At 62.0% G+C, this 17,430-nt stretch carries 18 protein-coding genes; 9 read left to right on the top strand and 9 right to left on the bottom strand.

Features of this window, described 5'->3' with window-relative positions; genetic code table 11:
* The first annotated feature begins 32 nt into the window (after positions 1 to 32).
* Genes FOI68_RS03925 through FOI68_RS03910 form a run of 4 tightly spaced genes read left to right on the top strand, consistent with a single transcriptional unit; the run spans position 33 to position 5,862 of the window.
* Complete coding sequence (locus FOI68_RS03925) at positions 33 to 1,025, top strand: Gfo/Idh/MocA family protein (RefSeq protein ID WP_044898810.1); 993 nt, start codon at positions 33 to 35, stop codon at positions 1,023 to 1,025.
* Positions 1,022 to 1,819 (top strand): sugar phosphate isomerase/epimerase family protein, encoded by a 798-nt coding sequence (locus tag FOI68_RS03920; protein WP_143862380.1) that lies wholly within the window; start codon positions 1,022 to 1,024, stop codon positions 1,817 to 1,819. Before FOI68_RS03925 ends, FOI68_RS03920 begins: the two co-directional genes overlap by 4 nt.
* Positions 1,820 to 1,876: 57 nt before the next feature.
* Entirely contained in the window at positions 1,877 to 3,925 is a 2,049-nt protein-coding gene (locus FOI68_RS03915; protein ID WP_143862379.1) for an alginate lyase family protein, read from the top strand.
* A 32-nt stretch (positions 3,926 to 3,957) separates the two neighbouring features.
* Positions 3,958 to 5,862 (top strand): beta-N-acetylhexosaminidase, encoded by a 1,905-nt coding sequence (locus tag FOI68_RS03910; protein ID WP_143862378.1) that lies wholly within the window; start codon positions 3,958 to 3,960, stop codon positions 5,860 to 5,862.
* Between the two features lie 62 nt (positions 5,863 to 5,924).
* On the opposite strand, the gene FOI68_RS03905 is transcribed toward FOI68_RS03910, so the two are convergent.
* Positions 5,925 to 6,320, bottom strand: coding sequence for a hypothetical protein (locus FOI68_RS03905; protein ID WP_083989892.1), 396 nt, complete (start codon positions 6,318 to 6,320; stop codon positions 5,925 to 5,927).
* 1 nt (position 6,321) lies between these two features.
* A complete protein-coding gene (locus FOI68_RS03900; RefSeq protein WP_143862377.1) occupies positions 6,322 to 6,522 on the bottom strand; it encodes a helix-turn-helix transcriptional regulator in 201 nt (66 codons plus the stop codon).
* Between the two features lie 209 nt (positions 6,523 to 6,731).
* On the opposite strand from FOI68_RS03900, the gene FOI68_RS03895 reads away from it, so the two are divergent.
* From FOI68_RS03895 to FOI68_RS03885, 3 genes are read left to right on the top strand one after another with little or no spacing between them, the layout of a single operon-like run.
* The gene (locus FOI68_RS03895) at positions 6,732 to 7,655 is read left to right on the top strand and encodes an NAD(P)/FAD-dependent oxidoreductase (RefSeq protein ID WP_143862376.1); all 924 of its coding nucleotides are present in this window, start codon (positions 6,732 to 6,734) and stop codon (positions 7,653 to 7,655) included.
* 30 nt (positions 7,656 to 7,685) lie between these two features.
* Positions 7,686 to 7,934: a glutaredoxin family protein gene (locus FOI68_RS03890; RefSeq protein WP_143862375.1), complete on the top strand. Its 249-nt coding sequence runs from the start codon at positions 7,686 to 7,688 to the stop codon at positions 7,932 to 7,934.
* A 35-nt stretch (positions 7,935 to 7,969) separates the two neighbouring features.
* Positions 7,970 to 8,533 (top strand): peroxiredoxin, encoded by a 564-nt coding sequence (locus FOI68_RS03885; RefSeq protein ID WP_044898715.1) that lies wholly within the window; start codon positions 7,970 to 7,972, stop codon positions 8,531 to 8,533.
* Here FOI68_RS03885 and FOI68_RS03880 read toward each other — a convergent pair whose 3' ends face one another.
* Positions 8,534 to 8,794, bottom strand: a complete 261-nt coding sequence (locus tag FOI68_RS03880; RefSeq protein WP_143862374.1) for a GNAT family N-acetyltransferase — start codon at positions 8,792 to 8,794, stop codon at positions 8,534 to 8,536.
* A 288-nt stretch (positions 8,795 to 9,082) separates the two neighbouring features.
* On the opposite strand from FOI68_RS03880, the gene FOI68_RS03875 reads away from it, so the two are divergent.
* Positions 9,083 to 9,631 carry a hypothetical protein gene (locus tag FOI68_RS03875; RefSeq protein WP_029097752.1) on the top strand — a complete coding sequence of 183 codons (549 nt, stop codon included), beginning with the start codon at positions 9,083 to 9,085 and terminating at the stop codon, positions 9,629 to 9,631.
* A gap of 110 nt (positions 9,632 to 9,741) precedes the next feature.
* Here FOI68_RS03875 and FOI68_RS03870 read toward each other — a convergent pair whose 3' ends face one another.
* From FOI68_RS03870 to FOI68_RS03845, 6 genes are all read right to left on the bottom strand, one after another.
* Entirely contained in the window at positions 9,742 to 10,212 is a 471-nt protein-coding gene (locus FOI68_RS03870) for a hypothetical protein (RefSeq protein WP_143862373.1), read from the bottom strand.
* Positions 10,213 to 10,405: 193 nt separating this feature from the next.
* Entirely contained in the window at positions 10,406 to 10,876 is a 471-nt protein-coding gene (locus tag FOI68_RS03865) for a GNAT family N-acetyltransferase (protein WP_029097750.1), read from the bottom strand.
* Positions 10,877 to 10,881: 5 nt separating this feature from the next.
* Positions 10,882 to 12,192, bottom strand: a complete 1,311-nt coding sequence (locus tag FOI68_RS03860) for a YheC/YheD family endospore coat-associated protein (RefSeq protein ID WP_029097749.1) — start codon at positions 12,190 to 12,192, stop codon at positions 10,882 to 10,884.
* Positions 12,193 to 12,232: 40 nt separating this feature from the next.
* Positions 12,233 to 13,609, bottom strand: coding sequence for a YheC/YheD family endospore coat-associated protein (locus tag FOI68_RS03855; protein WP_029097748.1), 1,377 nt, complete (start codon positions 13,607 to 13,609; stop codon positions 12,233 to 12,235).
* Between the two features lie 14 nt (positions 13,610 to 13,623).
* On the bottom strand, positions 13,624 to 14,703 hold the full coding sequence (locus FOI68_RS03850) for a YheC/YheD family endospore coat-associated protein (protein ID WP_143862372.1): 1,080 nt from the start codon (positions 14,701 to 14,703) through the stop codon (positions 13,624 to 13,626).
* 6 nt (positions 14,704 to 14,709) lie between these two features.
* Complete coding sequence (locus FOI68_RS03845; protein WP_143862371.1) at positions 14,710 to 16,119, bottom strand: YheC/YheD family endospore coat-associated protein; 1,410 nt, start codon at positions 16,117 to 16,119, stop codon at positions 14,710 to 14,712.
* A gap of 95 nt (positions 16,120 to 16,214) precedes the next feature.
* On the opposite strand from FOI68_RS03845, the gene FOI68_RS03840 reads away from it, so the two are divergent.
* Positions 16,215 to 17,372, top strand: a complete 1,158-nt coding sequence (locus FOI68_RS03840) for a DUF445 domain-containing protein (protein WP_143862370.1) — start codon at positions 16,215 to 16,217, stop codon at positions 17,370 to 17,372.
* The last annotated feature ends 58 nt before the right edge of the window (positions 17,373 to 17,430 follow it).

Below are 17,430 nucleotides of genomic sequence, written 5' to 3'. Positions count from 1 at the left end.
CCGTGCGGAAGCGGAAAGGGTGAGGGACTTACATGTACCGGGTCGTCGTCATCGGGGCGGGCGAAATCGCCAACAGCCATTTGGAAGCGATCGGCGCGAGTGGTGAGCTGCAGGCGGTCGCGGTCGCCGACATCGACGCCGATCGGGCGCGAGCGGCGGGCAGACGCTTCGGCGTCACTCCCTACGTGTCCTACAGGGAGATGGTGGAGCGGGAACAGCCCGACATCGCGGTTGTGGCGCTGCCGCACCACCTGCACCGGGAGGCGGCCGTCTTTGCAGCGGAACACGGCTGCCACATCCTGCTGGAAAAGCCCATGGCGCGGAACGAAGCGGAGTGCGATGCGATCATCCGGGCGGCGCAGCAGCACGGCGTGACGCTGATGGTGGGCCATACCCAGCACTTCAAGCCGGAGAACCGTAGGGCCAAAGAGCTGACGAAAACCGGGGCTTTGGGCCGGCTGGTGATGGTCAACGACACGCGCCACCTCCACTACTTCCGCGAAGAGCGCCCTGCCTGGTTTTTGGAAAGGGCCAAGGCGGGCGGCGGCATCCTGATGAATCTGGGCGTCCATTCCGTCGACAAGCTGCAGTGGCTGACGGACAGCAGGGTGGTCCGGGTGAAGGCGTCCGTCAGTCATTTTGGCCCGAGGGGAGATGTCGAGGGAAGCGGGCTGGCCTACCTGGAGACGGACAGCGGCGTGGCGGCGACGATTTCGCAGTCGGGGTACAAGGGAGCGGCGAAAGACGAAACCGAGCTGATCTTTACCGGCGGGATGCTGAAGCTGGTCAGCGGGAAAGGGCTGTGGATGAGCGATGGCGGGGAATACCGGCGCGTCGCCGTGGAGGAGGAAGTCGATCCGTTCGCGCTGCAGTTTGCGGAGCTGCTGCAGGCGATCCGCTCCGGCTCCGAACCGGAGTGCTCCGGAGCGTATGGGAAAAGCGTCGTCTGCGTGGTGGAGGCCATGTACCGCTCCCATCGTCTCGGCGCGGAAGTCGAAGTCGCACAGGGGGGGACAGCGCGGTGAAATGGAGCATGTGCACGACGGGATGGAAGGAAAACACGCTGGAAGAGGCAGCCGCTGCTGCCGGCCGGTTGGGGTTGGACGGGATCGAAATCTGGACGGGACATCTGGATGGAGGGAACGGGCGTGACGGGACGCTGGCGCTGGCGCAGGCGCGCGAGCTGCTGCGCCGCTTGGGGATGTCCGTGCCCGTGATCAGCACGTACGCCCGTTTTTCCGCCGGCGGGGAAGCGGAGAGTCTGGCGGAGACGGAGGCGGCGATGCGGCAGGCGGTCGCGTTGGGCTGTCCGGCCGTCCGCGTCTTTGCCGGCGGCAAGCCGTTTGCGCAGTCGACGGCGGAAGAGCGGGAGCGGATGGCGGCCGCCCTGGAGCAGGCGGCGAAACGAGGGGAGCGGTACGGCGTAACCGTCGCCGTGGAGCTGCACAACAACACCTTGGCCGACAGCGTCGAGGGGGTGGAAACGCTTCTGACCGCGGCGAATCACCCGCGCCTTCGCCTGATTTTTGACGGCTTCAACCTATACGTGGACGGACGGGACCAGTTGGACGCGCTTGATCGCTTGTACCGCTGGGTCGACCACGTCCATCTCAAAAACTACCGCTGGCAGCCGCAGCGGTGGGCCGACAGCGTTCCCGTCTCCGTCTTTGCGGGAGACGTGGACAACCGGAAGCTTTTGGCCGAACTGGGCAGGCGCGGCTACCGGGGCTTCGTGTCGTTCGAATACTTCGGCGAGCAGGCGGAGTCGTGCGTCAGGCAATCGCTTGACGAGGTGAAGACGATCGCGCCGACAGAATGAACGGAGCGGGGACGAGGTCACGCAGAAGGACTTCCCGCTTCCCGAGGAGGAGGAACCATGGCTGAACACAGGTCAACGCCTGCGTTTTTTTGGTCCGAACAGGACCGGGAGTATCTGGCTGCCGCCTGCCGGTCCCATTGGCCGCAGGAAGTCGCCGAGGTGCTGAAACGGGCGGACCTCGCCTGCGAAAACACCTTTGTCTTTACCCACCGCTGGGACATGGAACGCTGCGACACGCCGGTTTCCTTTCCCGGCCGCATCGATTGGACGTACCGGCTCAACGGGGATTTCGAGTGGACGGTCATGCTCAATCGGGCGCGGTACATGGCGGAACTGGGGCAGGCGTACTGGCTGACCGGCGACGAGAAGTACGCGGCCGGGTTTGTTCGGCTGATGACGGACTGGCTGGCGCAAAACCCGCTGACGGAAGAAGAGGTGCACGCCAGCCGGGAGCGTTTTTACAACGTAAAGGATACGTGGCGCAAGCTGGACAGCGGCATCCGGATCGTCAACTGGATCAAGGGCTATTACTGCGTCCGCACCTCTCCCGCCTGGGGAAGGGACGAAGAGCGCCTGTTTTGGGATGCGCTCCGGCTGCACGGGATGTACCTGCACATCGCCTACGTGCCGCACGACCGGCAGAGCAACTGGGGATTTTTGGAAACGAACGGACTGTTTCAAATCGGGCTGCTGTTTCCCGCCCTGGCCGAGGCGCAGACCTGGCTGAGCGCGGCCGTCGAGCGGCTGGCCGCGATGGTCCGCCTGCAGGTGTTTGAAGACGGCATGCACAACGAGCAGTCCCCGATGTACCACCACGAAGTGCTGCAGTGTCTGTTCGAATGCGTCTGGCTGGCGGAGAAAAACGGACTGGCGTATCCCGACGAGCTGAAGCGGACGCTCTATAGCATGTACACGGCCTCCCTCGCTCTGCTGAAACCCAACGGTCACCAGCCGATGGCCAGCGACAGCGACGATACCGACATCCGCGACATTCTCTGCCAGGGCGCCGTGCTGTTTGGACGGGGAGACTTGAAATCGCAGGCCTATCCCGTGCTGGACTATCAGGGCATCTGGTACTTCGGCCGCGAGGGGGTGGACGCGTACGAGCGGCTCCCGGCCGAACCGCCTGCGTTTGCCTCGGTACATCTCGAACAGGCCGGGTATATCGCGATGCGCAGCGGGTGGTCGCCGGACGCCCATTACCTGCTGTTTGACGCCGGACACATGGCCCTGACGGGAAAAGCGCACGGCCACGACGATCTGCTGCACATCGAGCTGTCGGCCCACGGCCGCGAGTTTCTCGTCGATGCCGGCCGCTATACCTACATGGAAAACGACGAGCGCCGGTATTTTAAGGAGGCGTTTCAGCACAACGTCGTCACCGTGGACGGCCTGCCGGTGTCGGCCTACATCGACTCGTGGCAGTGGGGCAGGACGGCGCTGCCCCTTGACAGGTACTGCCGCATTCACGAGGCGTATGCGTACGCGCAGGCAGGGCACGACGGGTACCTGTCGCTCAGCCGGCCGGTGCAGGTCCTGCGGCGGATTTTGTACGTCCCGCCGGACTGCTGGATCGTGGTGGATACCTTCCGCTCCGACGGCGCTCACGGATACGCGCAGCACTTTCACTTTGCCGAGGACGTCCCGCTGCGGATCGATCAGGAGACAGGCACGGCCCGTACCGCCTTTTCCGAGGGCGGCAACCTGACCCTGATGCAGCTCGGCCGGGGCCGGGGCGAGTGGACGATGCAGCCCTGCTGGATTTCCCGCCACTACAACCAGAAGCGGAAGGCGACGAAGCTGGTCTATCGGCAGGTGGCACACGGGTTTCACGCGTTCGTGACCATCCTCACCACCCATCTGGGGCGGGAGGAAGCCGGCCTTGCCGTGCGGGAGCTGGAGGTCAGGGATACGCGGGACAGCCTGCTGGATGCGGAACAGGTGACGGCGCTGGAGATCCGGCGGGAGGGGCGGTCGGCGGTGGCGCTCTTTTCCCATCAAGGGCCGGACAGCTATCAATTCGCGGGAACGCACATGAGCGGCGAGGTGATGCTGATTCGCCGGGAAGCGGGTCAGGGCGAACATGCGTATGTCGTGAAGGTGTGACCGCTTGTGCGAAGGAGGAGGGAGAGGAACCGATGGGCAAACGGCTTGGGATTCGCTTGGACGGAGAGCTGGCGGAGTTGGCGGCGGGCGTGGAGGCGCTGAGCGGGGAACTGGGCGTGTTTCATGCGCCGGACGGCATTCCCGTGCGCGCGATCCGCACGCCGGGCGACATGACGGTATCGTGGGAAAACGGACGGGGCGAGATTCGTTACGGCCAACCGATTCACTTCTTCCGCGGCCTGGGCCTGCTCGTGGAGGCCCTGCGGGAGGCGCCTGAGAGGCCGGTCCGGCTACGGGAGGAACCCCAGTTTGCGATGAACGGCGTGATGGTGGATGCGTCGCGCAATGCCGTGCCGACCGTGGACAGCGTGAAAACCCTGCTGCGGCACATGGCGGTCATGGGCCTGAATGTGCTGATGCTGTACACGGAAGACACGTACACCGTCGACAGCCAACCCTACTTCGGCTACATGCGCGGCAGGTACACGCCCCGGGAACTGCGGGAGATCGACGATTACGCCCATCAGTTCGGCATCGAGGTCATCCCGTGCATCCAGACGCTGGCCCACCTGGAGACGTTTTTGAAGTGGAGGGCGGCCGACGGTCTGCGGGACACGCCGGACGTGCTGCTGGCGGGGGACGAGCGGACCTATCGGTTTGTCGAAGAGATGATCACGGCCGCCGCCAGGCCGTTTCGCAGCAAAAACATTCACATCGGGATGGACGAAGCGCACGGGCTGGGCAGAGGGAGGTATCTCGACCTGTACGGGTATCGGCCCCGGTTTGAGATCATGACGCACCACCTGAACAGCGTGCTCGCGATTACGCGCAGACTGGGGCTTACCCCGATGATCTGGAGCGACATGTACATCCGGATCGGGTCAAAGACGGGTGACTACTACGACGAGGCCGCCGTCATCCCTCCGGACGTGATCGCCGGCATGCCGCGGGACGTCCGGTTTGTCTACTGGGACTACTACCACACCGACCCGGCCTTTTACGAGAAGTACATTCGCCTGCACAAGCAGTTCGGCTCCCTGCCGGTCTTTGCCGGAGGAATCTGGACGTTCTCGGGGATCGGGACCCATTACGAGAAGACGTTCCTCGCCACCAACGCCGCGCTGGAGGCGTGCAAGCGGGAGGGGATCACGGACGTGTTTGCCGCGATCTGGATGGACGACGGAGGGGAGAACCACCTGTTTTCCAGCCTGCTCGGCCTGCAGTTGTTTGCCGAACACGGCTACGCCCGGCAGTTGGACGAGGGCAAGCTGAACAGGCGGTTTCGCTTTTGCGCAGGCGCCGATCCCGAAGCGTTCAGGCTGCTCGGCTCGATCGACACGCCGCCCGGTGCCGAGTGGCGGCAGACACTGGAGCCGGACAATCCCGGCCGGTACCTGCTCTGGCAGGACGTCCTGCTCGGCCTGTTTGACCAGCACGTGGAGGGGCGGGACGTCGCCTCCCATTACCGGCGGCTGGCCGGTGCGCTGGCAGAGGCGGCGAGGCAAAACGAGGCGTGGCGGCACGTTTTCGAGGTGCCGGTCAGGCTGTGTGAAGTCTTGAGCGTGAAAAGCGAGATCGGCATCAGGCTGAAGCGCGGGTACGAGGAAAACAGGCGGGACGAACTGGAGCGGCTGTGCGCCCGCGATCTGCCCGAGCTGCACCGGCGCGTCGACGAACTGCGGCGGGCGCATCGCGACCAGTGGCATCGCATCTACAAGCCGTTCGGCTGGGAGGTGCTGGATATCCGCTACGGCGGACTGCTCGCCCGGATCGATACCGCGATCCGGCGCGTCACGGACTATCTGCAGGGAACGATCGGGAACATCGAGGAACTGGAGGCGGAGCGATTGTACTTTGACGGCCCGCAGAGAGCGCACAGGGAGGGGATGGGCCGCTGCAATCGCTACCGGCACATCTGCACAGCCAACGTGTTATAGGCGGGGAAAAACACAAGCCCGGGCGGACAGATCGGGCTTGTGTTCGTTGGGGCGGCTCCCTTTCAGCGGTACTGCCTGGACACGATCCACTCCGTGAGCGGCAGAACTATCATCGAGAAGCAGGTGACCACGATCAGCGCCATGTTTTCCCGGCCGAACGCCCATTTTTCCACAACGAGGGCAGCGAGCAGCAGGCCGGTGAGGATAAAGTAGCTGATCTTGGCGCTTTTCATCGTGATATGCCGACCCAGTTCTTCATCTTGGGCCGGGCCGTCGCCCTCTTCACGCGATCCCCAGGTGATTGCGGAGAGAAACGAACCGAGCAGAATCGCCGTGGACGTCAATTCGCTGAAGCCGACGGACTGGCCCGTCAGCCATTTGTACACGGTAAACCCTGCGGCGATGGCAGTGCCCGCTCCGAACAAGGCGGCTCCCCATTTCCGTGTCGTCATCTTCATCTCACATCTCCTCCTCTGCGTGAAACAGTTCGTCGACCGTCACCCCAAGCGCGCGGGCAAGCTGAAACGCCAGCTTGAGGCTGGGATCGTACTTGTTGTTTTCAATGGCGTTGATGGTCTGCCGGGAGACGCCGCACACCCTGGCCAGTTCTTCCTGGGAGATGCCTTTCAGCTTGCGCAGTTGCTTGATCTTGTTTTCCATTGGCGGTCTCTTCCTTGTGAAAATGTAAAAGATGTTTTACATGTACAGCGTACCAATCTTCCGAAAAAATGTCAAAAGTGTTTTACATATACGTTTTAATTAAAATAATTATAAATAGATATTGACTTTTACTTTGGATCTAGTAAAATGATAACTGTTCCCAGTTGATAATCATTTTAATTTGATCATGGAAAGAGGGGGGAGCTGGCATGTACGATGTGATTGTGATCGGCAGCGGTCCGGCGGGCACATCCGCTGCCATCTACACGGCGAGGGGCAACCTGAAGACGCTGGTGATCGACAAAGCGCCCGGCTCCGGCGCGCTTGCCCTGACCCATAAAATCGCCAACTACCCCGGTGTGGAAGGCGAGCTGACGGGTAAAGAACTGCTGGACAAAATGAAGCGGCAGGCCCAGAGCTTTGGCGCCGAGTTCCTGCAGACGACGATTACGGCGGTGGATGTGGAGGACGAGGTGAAACGCATCTACACCGCGCACGGCACGTTTGAAGCCAAAGCGGTGATCGTCGCCACCGGATCCAAGGGACGCAACCGCATGCTGCCCGGCGAGGAACGCCTGCTGGGCAGAGGCGTCAGCACCTGCGCCACCTGCGACGGGGCGTTTTACCAAGGCGGGCACGTCGCGGTGATCGGCGACACGGAGGAGGCGCTGGAGGAAGCCATGGCGCTGACCAAGTTTGCCAGCAGGATCACCTTCATCATCCCGCGCGGCGACCTGCAGGGCGTAGACGAGATGCCGGAGCTGCCCAATACGGAGGTGCTGTTCCGCACGCGTCCGCTGGAGATCGTCGGCGAACAGACGGTGGAAGGCGTCCGCATCCGGCGGCCGGACGGCGCAGAGGAACTGCTTCCCGTCGACGGCGTGTTCATCTTCCTGTCAGGCAGCAAACCGGGCACCGACTTTCTCGAGGATCAGGTCCCGCTGGATGAGGAAGGGTACATGATTCTCGACGAGTACATGCAGTCTGCCGTACCGGGCGTGTTCGGCGCCGGCGAAGTGCGGAGAACGCCGGTCAAGCAGGCGGTCGTCGCAGCCGCCGACGGCGCCATCGCGGCGATGGCCGTCGACAAGTACATCAACAAGCGGTCCAAAATCGTACCGCAGTACAAATAAGAATTCCGAGAGAAAAGGAGCGACCGTTTCATGGCACAAGCAATCGTTTATTCCAGCACCAATTGCGGCTTCTGCAAGCAGTTGAAAACCTATCTGGAGGAGCAGAACATCTCCTACGAAGAGCGCAACATCGACGAAAACGAGACGTATCGCGAGGAGCTGAGACGACTGGGCGTGATGTCCGTGCCGCTGACGCTGATCGGCGACAAGCAGATTCTCGGCTTCAACCCGACCCGCATCAAGAAGGCGCTGGCCAGCCTGGAAGCGAGCAGCCAGTAACCCGACACCCATACCCGGAGAGGAGAGAAACCAACATGACAACGAACGCGACCGCACCGCGAGTGGAACTGAAAGTGGGCAAACCCGCCCCTGATTTTACCATGCTGACGACGAAAAACCTGGAGACGCTGGAAGAGCGCGTCACCCTGGCCGACTACAAGGGGAAGTGGCTCGTCCTGTTCTTCTGGCCGTTTGACTTCACCTTCGTCTGCCCGACGGAAGTGACGGCGTTCAGCGACCACCTGGACGAATTCCACGACCTGGATTGCGAGGTCCTGGGCGTGTCGACGGACAGCGTCTATACGCACCGCGCCTGGATCCAAACCCCGCGCGAACAGAACGGCATCGGACCGGTGAAGTTCCCGCTGGCCAGCGACTTCAACAAGGAAACGGCCCGGGCATACGGCGTGCTTGACGAAGAAACCGGCGCGGCCCACCGCGGCCTGTTCATCATCGACCCGGAAGGCGTGCTGCGCTACCAGGTCGTGACCGACATGAACGTCGGCCGCAGCGTTGACGAAACGCTCCGCGTCCTGCAGGCGCTGCAGGCGGGCGGCCTCTGCCCGGCCAACTGGAAGCCCGGCATGAAAACGTTGTAATCAGGGGGATGGGACTGCTGTACGATTCGCCCCCAATACGCAACAAAGCAAAAAAGCTTGGCAAGAACGCCAGGCTTTTTTGCCATTCGCCGTGACGTTACGGCCGTAGAAGTGCTGATCGACCTTCTCCCTGTCATGCGGATTGTCTCTTCCTTCATAAAACGCCAGAACCACCGGATTCGTGAGCCATGTGACGAGCAGCGGCTTGTCGTCTTCCTCCAGCGTCCGAACGCGCAGCCTCTCTGTTTCAAGAATCACCACGTCGTGTTCCTTCCCGGGCACATGATTACTTGAAAGGATACGACGCCGCGCAGACTCTGAGCTACCAATTTCTTCCTCTTCTTTGCATGTTCACGGGCGTTCCGGCGGTGGCGGCGGCGAAACGCGTCCGCCCTCCGGCAGCGTTCGCTGTCAGCCGGACCATTCTCCAGGAGGAACCGCGGCGGCATGGACGGAGAGCGTGCAAAATCCAGCGGTTTTCGTGCGCGTTTTTGCCGGTTCTGCGGTACAATGAAAGAAAGAGAAACCACAGGAAGAGGCGACGTGACGATGCGGGATGTCAAACATCGCTATCGGGGGCTGCCGCCCCGCACGCCGGAGATGCTGTACAACATCGTGCGCAAGTTTTACCGGGGAGCGGTCAGCCACTACGACGTGATCCAGGAGAAAAAGGCGGACGTCAGGGAAGCATGGCTGCGGCGACGGGAGTGCGGCAGCGACCAGGAACTGCGGCAGGCGATGACCACGCTGTTTTTGGAGTTTCACTTGTACGTCACCTGCTGGCTGCAGATTGAGATGGCCCTCTATCGGCTGGCGCGGCAGGACGAGCGTCAGGCGGAGGTGATGGAGCGCTTCCGCGAGACGTTGGAAAAGCACGTGAAGGTGCGGGAGCTGCTGGATGAGACCGAGGCCTGCGTCCAGGCGCAGTGGCAGCATGACGGCCCCGGTCTGGCGTGCGTCGAGAGGGACGGATACCGGTTCGGAGACGTGACGTTTACCGTGGACGAGCAGAGCCTTCAAGACCTGCACGCCTTGTATGCGGCGATCATGGCCGCGAGAGAAGCCAATCCCCCCGCCGCGCCGACCGTCTCCGGCTGAGGCTGTCCGGCCCGGCGCCGGGGACGGGTATGCTCACGATCAACACGAAAAAAACGTGACCGCCAGTTTCGTGACGGTCACGTTTTTCGTTTGTGCCGGTTGTGCCGGAATCAGTAGCTGCCCGGGAAAATGGAGCCGATTTGCTGCGGAGCGTACTGGCCCGCGTTGAGGGCGCGGACTTCCTGCACGTTGGTGCCTGCAAAGCCGGGCTGAAACACGGCTTGCGCGCCGCCGCCAAACAACTGGCCGAACGACTGCTGGGGCTGAGCCTGCTGCGCGTACCCGCCGCTCAGGGACGCGGAATAGCCACCCTGGTTCTGCTGGCGCACTTCCTGTACGTTGGTCCCGGCGAATCCGGGCTGGAACACGGCTTGGGCGCTGCCGAACGACTGGCCGAACGACTGCTGGGGCTGAGCCTGCTGCGCGTACCCGCCGCCCAGGGATGCGGAATAGCCGCCTTGGTTCAGTTGGCGCACTTCCTGCACGTTGGTGCCGGCAAAGCCAGGTTGAAACACGACGTTTGCAGGGGCGCCGACAGATGGAAACTGCTGGTACTGCTGTCCTTGTGTGAAGTGAGTCATGTGTGTTTACACCTCCTGCCATTATCATTTCCAAGGATTAGAAGCTAATGCACGTGACTACAATTCAAGAGAATTCTCATTTGGAAGAAAACGGGCGCTCCGGCCTGCGCCCGCAAGCGCACTGCCTCCTGATTCTGGCATCATGCCAAGCGAACCGGACAAGGATGGACGGCAAAAAAGCATGCCGGCCCCATCATCCGGCATGCTGTTCCAAATCCTCCGCGCTCCAGCCTCCGAACGCCAGCCACAAGGTGGGCTTTTCGGTAGGGGCAATTCTCGCCTTCACCGGTTGGAACCCGAGCCTGTGAAACAGGGCGAGACTGGGCTCGTTGTCGACGGCCACCCGTACGTACAGCTTGGGCAGCAGACGGCACATGCGCGCCGCGAGCGCCCGACCGATTCCCCGCCTGCGGTATCGCCTGTCGACGACGAGAAGGGAGTGGGTCAGCCCGCAGCGGGCGACGGCAAACACGCCCGCCAGCCGCTTGCCGTCCAAAGCGACCACCAGCGCGGTCTCCTCATCGGCCAGCATCGCCGGGGTCAAATAGTCCAACCAGTTCACGTCCTGCTTGTCGATGCGCCGATCCCCCTGCTGACGCACGAACCGAACCAAGATCGGCTGAACCTGCTGCAGAGAGCGGGGAGACAGGACGACCAGGTTCATCCCCGCTACCCCGCCGCCATTCCCTGGCCGCCGGGAAGGCGGGAGACGTACTGTGCGTAATGGATCAGGTTGGACAGAGAGGAGCGGCGGATGGACGGTTCGTCAAACTTTTCCGGTTTGGCGTTGGCTTCGAAAAACCAGAGCTGTCCCTCCGCGGTCAGTCCCAGGTCCATCGACATTTCCGCCAAGGCTTTGATCTCTTCGTTCAGGGCGCGGGCGATGGTCAGCGAGGTCTCGTTGATCTTCGTTTCAACGGCCGGGGCTTCTTCATGGAACAGGGCGTTCAGCACGGTGGACAGCGGGTGAATCGAACCGCCGCGCGGCACGTGGGTGGTGATGTGCTGCGATCCGGCGCGGCGGATGCCGATCCCGGCGACACACCACTCACCCGTGCCGTTTTTCTGCACCAGGACGCGCACGTCGAACGGCTTTCCCTGAAACAGCGCCCGATTGATCCCCTGCTGCATGATGTATCCCTGTTTCCGCATGTGCCATCTGACGTGTTTCCAGACGGCGTACAGCGAGGAGAAGCGGCGGGTAACCGCTCGTTTTTCCTTCAGCCGCTGCAGGAGCCAGCCGTTCTTTTTCAGTTCCACCCGCATGATGCCCTGCCCGGCTCTGCCCCGTACGGGCTTCAGGTAGACAAACCGGTGCTGGTTGCAGAAGGTTCGGAAGCGGGTGAACGTATCCAGCTTCTTCGTCTCCGGCAAAAAGGGGGCTACCTCGGCGTGGCTGCTGAGCATGCGAAACAGCGCGTGCTTGTCAAAAAAGCAGCGGTTGAACAGCGTGACGTTCTGCAAGTCTTCGATCTGGTCCAGGGCTTTCTTCACGTCGGAGCGCCTTTCCGCCTGACGCGACGGGATGCGGTTGTAGACGACGTGCGGGAACGGCAGCACGGTTTCCAGCCACAGATTCTGCTGTTCGTCGTACAGATAGCCGCGGACGTTTTTCTTCTCCCAGTTGATCCCCTGAGGAGTGAACACGTAGACCAGCGCGCCCAACTTTTTGCCGGAGAGGGAGAGGTCCCTGAAATGATCACGATTGCCGAGAAAGGTCGGTCCGGCGCCGACAGTCAGGATGCCGATCAGCGGTCCGATCTTCAGGGAGTTGTTGACGGTCTTGTAGTTGATGCGGGTGCGGATGCGGCCCGGCTGCGGCTTTGGATTGCCCAGGTGAAGCCGTTTTTTGCAGTCAAACGGCCCCAGGCTGGCGATCAACTGCCGGTGACTGCTCGGCGTGAGCGCTTGTCGCGGGACGTGCAAAAACCATCGGCCGCTGGGGAGGATGGTCAGCCACCCGGAGCGCTGTTGGGGCATGGGTGTTTCCTCCTTCCTGTACGGTGGTTCGCCTCACCACTCAAAAGTTGGCCAGGTAGCAGCTGTAGTCGACAAGCAGGCGGCGGGATTCCTGGTCCGCCTGTTTCAGCCGGGCGTGTTTGAAGATGGACCGCCCCGGCTTGGAATTGGCTTCAAACATCCAGACGTGGCCGTGGGTGTCGATCCCCATGTCCAGTCCCAGTTCGCCCATGTCCGTCCCTCTCGCCTGTTCGAGCGCGGTGGCGATGAGGATGGCGGCCCGGGTGATGCGTTCCACCATCAAGTCTTTCTGTTTGCCGAACAGGTGGGTCAGCAGTTCGTCTCCCGGAATGACGGTTCCGCCGGTGCGGACGTGGGTGGTGACGCTGCCGGAGCCGGCCACTTTGGCCGCCATGCAGGAGACGACCCAGTTGTTCTGTTGGTTCTTGTGCAGGTGGACGCGGAAGTCAAACGGCCGGCCGTCAAACGTCAGGAGCGAGATGCCCTGTTGGGCCAGGTAGGAGCCGACGCGGCGGGTGCGGAAAACGTGCTGGTACAGCGAGGAGAGCTTGGCAAAGCGCCGCTTGACGTTTCTGCTGCCGGTGTGGTAGGAGACGTCATATCCGCGCCCCGGTTGGCGGACGATCTTGACGATGCCGTACCCCAGACTGCCGTTTTTCGGCTTCAGATAGACGATCGGGTACTTCCGCAAAAGCGTTCGGAGCGTCTGCAGCGACGGCGAGGAATAGGTTTCCGGGATGTGCTCGTTCACTTCGGGATTGGGGTAGAGGATCTGATGCACGGTCCACTTGTTGAAAAACCCCTGGTTAAACATCGGCAGGTTGGCGGAGTGGGCCAGCTTGTATTTGAATTCCTGAACGGCTTCGTGGCGCTCCATCGTTCGGGAAGGAATGCGGTCGTAGACGACGTCGGGCAGGGCGGTGTTCATTTTCCGCCAGACGTACCCGCCCTGCTTGGTTGGGCGCAAGAACCAGGCGTCCACGCGGTGATGGTCCCAGTTTACATCGTGCGGGGAGAAGATAAAGTAAAAGACGCCTTTCCCCTCTTGAGCCTGCAGCAGGTTGTAAAAGAACGAGGTGCGCCCTCCGATCGGCTGGCGGGAATTGCTGCGCAGCCCGGTGGTGACGATGCCGATGGAGGGGCCGATGCGCAGGGTGTCATCTTCCCATTTGAGGTGGATCAGCCCGCCGTGCGGAATGCCCAGCTCGGCTTTCAACAGGCTCGTGATCTTGACCACATTGCTGTCCGGGTTTCGCCGGTCCTGAAAGACGGTGGCGACCACTTCCCGTTTCCCCAGCGAGATCTTGATCTTTTGACGGGGACGTAGCTGCAGCTTTTGGAAGAGGTGGGGCGGCAGGATAATGCCCGAGACATGCGGGTAGGACAGGAAGCGGAGCCGCACTCTGATCGATTCCATGCGTTGTTTACCTCCTACATGCTTTTCATGAGATAGCGGGCGTAGCGAACCGGATGCGTGATGGAGTGGAGCCGGGCCTTCGGATCGTCAATCATGCGGAACACGGTCCGTCCCGGCCTGCTGTTTACCTCGATGATCCAGACGCTGCCCGCCGTGTCGATGCCGACGTCGATCCCCAGCTCCACCAGCCGGCCGTGCACCCGCTCCAGAAAGGGAGGGAGCTCAGCCGCCAGGCGGTCGATCTGCTGTTTGATGCGGGCTTGCGTCTCCGGTCGGTAATGCCGGGCGAGAAAAGGACCCAGCGGCACAGCCTTGCCGCCTCCGTGGAGATTGGACGTGATGCTGCGCTTATCGCCCAGCCGTACGGCTTTTCCGGTTGTTTCCCACGTACCGAGGCCGTTCTTTTGCACCAAAACGCGCACGTCAAACGGCGTCCCGTCCGGCGTGTGCAGCGACAGATACGGCTGGACCAGAAACGTCCGCCCCGCGGTAAAGCCGGTGACGAAGGTCTTCAGCCCTTCCGCCGTGCGGATCGTGCAGGAAAACGGCTCGTTTTTCCGGTCCCGCCCGGTAATCTCGTAGCCGTTGGGGGTGGGAACGATCCGCACCACGCCGGAACCGTGCGTGCCGGCGATCGGTTTGATCACGGCCGAGCCATGCGTTTCCAGCATCTCCCGCAGCGCGGACATGGTCAGGATCTCGGTCGGAGGAAGCCACGCGGCCAACTCCGGCGACTTGCTCAGCATCTGATGGACCTGCCACTTGCCGGAGAGACCGTGGCCCAGGAACGTGATCTGCGGATCGTTTTGCAACTTTTTCACGAATGGTTTATAGTGGCGGTATGACGGACCGACAAAACAGCGGTCGTAGATGACGGCCGGCAGCGGAAAGGTGCCGCTGCGCCAGGCGCCGTCACGATATTCAAACCCGGCGACGGTACGGGATGCAAAATCGACCTGGCGCGGAGAAAAGACAAAGACGTGGATGCCTGCCTTGCGTCCGATCAGCGTCAGTTTTTTGTAATACGCTTTTTCCTGAAAATGGGAGCCGTGGCATCGGGTCATAATGCCCAGGCTTTTTTGGTTTGACGTCATGGAGGGTCACCTTCGTCTGATTTTCTTGCCTTTACTTTTTTTGGCTGTCCGGGGAAACCCGCACAAATAGGCGGCGTAATCCAGCATTCGCAGGACGGATGGACGCGCGCGCCGGGGAGGGGCTTCCTCCCTGGCCGCCAGCGGTACCGTGTTGGCCGATTTGGAGGGCTTGCTGTTTATTTCCAGGAGCCAGACCCGGCCGCGGATATCGACGCCGAGATCCACGCCGAATTCCGCGTACAGGCCGGAGAGCGACTGCTCCAGCAGCCGGGAGAGCTTCAGCGCGACGCTGCGGAGCGTCGCGACGGTCGGACGCGTTCCCGCTGCCCAGGGGCCGCAGATGCGCAGAGCCTGGGCGGGACCGATCATCGCTCCGCCGCGCGAGACGTTGGAGACGACGCTGTTTTGGCCCAGACGTGCGACCATCGACGTGACGACCCATTCGCCTCTGCGGTCTTTTTGCACCAGCACGCGAAAGTCGGCGGGGCGCTGCTGGATGCCGATCAACGGCAGCCCCTGCTGCAGCAGGTACGGCTTTCCGTTTGTCCGGCTCAGCAGGTATTGATGCAGGCCGGAAATGCTCGAAAATGCTCTGGCCGCGCCGCCGGGCCGGGTCGTCTGATACCCGCCGCCCGTGCGCCGCAGGCGGATGATGCCGCGTCCCATGCTGCCGTTTGCCGGTTTGGCGTAGACGGTCCTGTGTCTCTCCAGCATCTGTTTCAGATCCGTCAAACCGTAATAGCGGACCGTCCGGGGCAGATGTTCGGCGGCGGCCGGCTCGTTTTCCAGAGCTGTGTGAACGTGCCACTTATTGAGAAATTGTTCGTTGAAAAACGGGATGTTGAATTCCTTGCACCGCTGGATCCATTCGCCCATGGCCTCGCTTTGCTCCCGCTTCCGGGAGACGAGCCGGTTGTAGATGCATTGAGGCAGCGGCAGCACCGTTTGCCTCCATTCTCCGCTGCGGCGGATCATGCCGCGGACAATCTGCTGATTCCAGTTGACGTCCTGCATGCGAAACGCGCAGACGATCCCGCCGCGGCGGCTGCAGACGTCCGCCATCTCGTTGAAGAACGAGGTGAACGGACCAAACGGGGCGGCCGGGGACTGGGTGTCGTAGCGGGAGACCAGAACGCCCAGATAGGGGCCAAAAACAAGACGCTGCTGGCTCGCGTAAAAACGTGCCAGCAGGGGAACTCCCGTAGGCAAATGCAGCGTGTGGGCCAGTGAGGGGCGAATCAGGGTGAGGCCGCTTCGTTCCATACCCTTTACGCGGGCGCAAGCCGTCTTGCAGCCAAACTGGACGGTGAGCGTCGACGGGGCGAGCTTCCACTTGCGCAGGCACGCTTGGGGCAGATACAAATCGATGTCCGTCTTGGGATCGTACGATTGCAGAACCGTCGGAACGTAAGACATGGCAATCCCCTTCCCATCAGACATGAAGTTAGTCTATTTTATGAGCAGGCATATACTTTGGTTCCATGGAGGAAAAAGAGAGGGCGTTTGCATAGATGAATGCGTGGATAGTGTTGCTGATGAACGTGGCGGTCGGTTCCGCCATTGGCGGCGTGACAAACGAGTTGGCGATCCGCATGCTGTTTCGCCCGCACAAGCCGTGGAAGATTGGCGGCTGGCGGGTACCGTTTACGCCCGGATTGATTCCCCGCCGGCGGGATGAGATCGCCGTCCATATGGGGCGGCTGGTGGAAGAGTACCTGCTGACCACCGAGGGCATCAAACGGGCGCTGGCCCGAAGCGGGATGGAGAACACCTTGAACACCTGGCTGACTGGCGTGGCCGACAGATGGTGCGCGGACGGCCGCACCCTGCGCGAGTTTCTGCACGCTGCCGCTCCCGGGCTGTTGGCCGAAGACGGCGGCGTAAGCGAAAGCGTGCGCCGTTCGCTTCACCTGCGGTGGCAGGCGTTTGTCGACGAGCTGATTCATCATTATGAACAGAAGCGGCTGCGCGAGCTGATCCCCGCGGAGGGGATGGCCCGGATCGACACGGCGCTGGGGGACGTCAGCCGTCTCCTGCTGGAGCGTTTCCGCGCCTATCTGCATTCACCCGACGGTCAGCAGACGGTACAGCAGATGCTGCGCGGACTGCTCGGCGGAGGGGGCATGTTTGGCGGATTGGTCGGCATGTTTCTGACGGACGAGAAAATCGCCGGCAAGCTGCTGCCCTACCTGGACGACCTGCTGGCCCATCCGGAACTGGCGGATCGCCTCAACCGCTTTTTGCGCCAGGAAGCGGACAAATGGCTGGACAAAACCGTGCGGGAAGTGCTTGACTGGATCGGAGCGGAGCAGGTGGAAGCGTGGTCGTCTGCCCTTTTTGCCATACTGGAGGAGCAAGGCGTCCGGCTTCTGGACAAGCCGCTGGGCCATCTGCTGTCCCCGCTGAGGGAGACGGTGGCGGGCCAGGTGATTCCCCGGCTGGCACGCTGGATGGTGGAGACGGTGGAGCACAACGTGGAGCGGCTGCTTCACAAACTCTCCATCCGCGACATCGTCACCAGGCAGGTGGAGGGCTTCCCGATCGAGCGGATCGAGGAGATGATCGTGGGGATTTCCGGACGGGAGTTTCGCATGATCACCATTCTCGGGTTTATCCTCGGAGGCGTCATCGGACTGGTGCAGGGGCTGTTGGCCGCCTTGTGGGGATAGCGATGCGTCCTGCTCTCCGGCCATGACCATCTGAAACGAAACTGTAAAGCCGCTGTAA

Origin of the sequence: Brevibacillus sp. LEMMJ03, from assembly GCF_007197875.1 — a bacterium.
Taxonomy (GTDB): domain Bacteria; phylum Bacillota; class Bacilli; order Brevibacillales; family Brevibacillaceae; genus Brevibacillus; species Brevibacillus thermoruber.
This window is presented reverse-complemented; position numbering and strand designations above follow the sequence as displayed.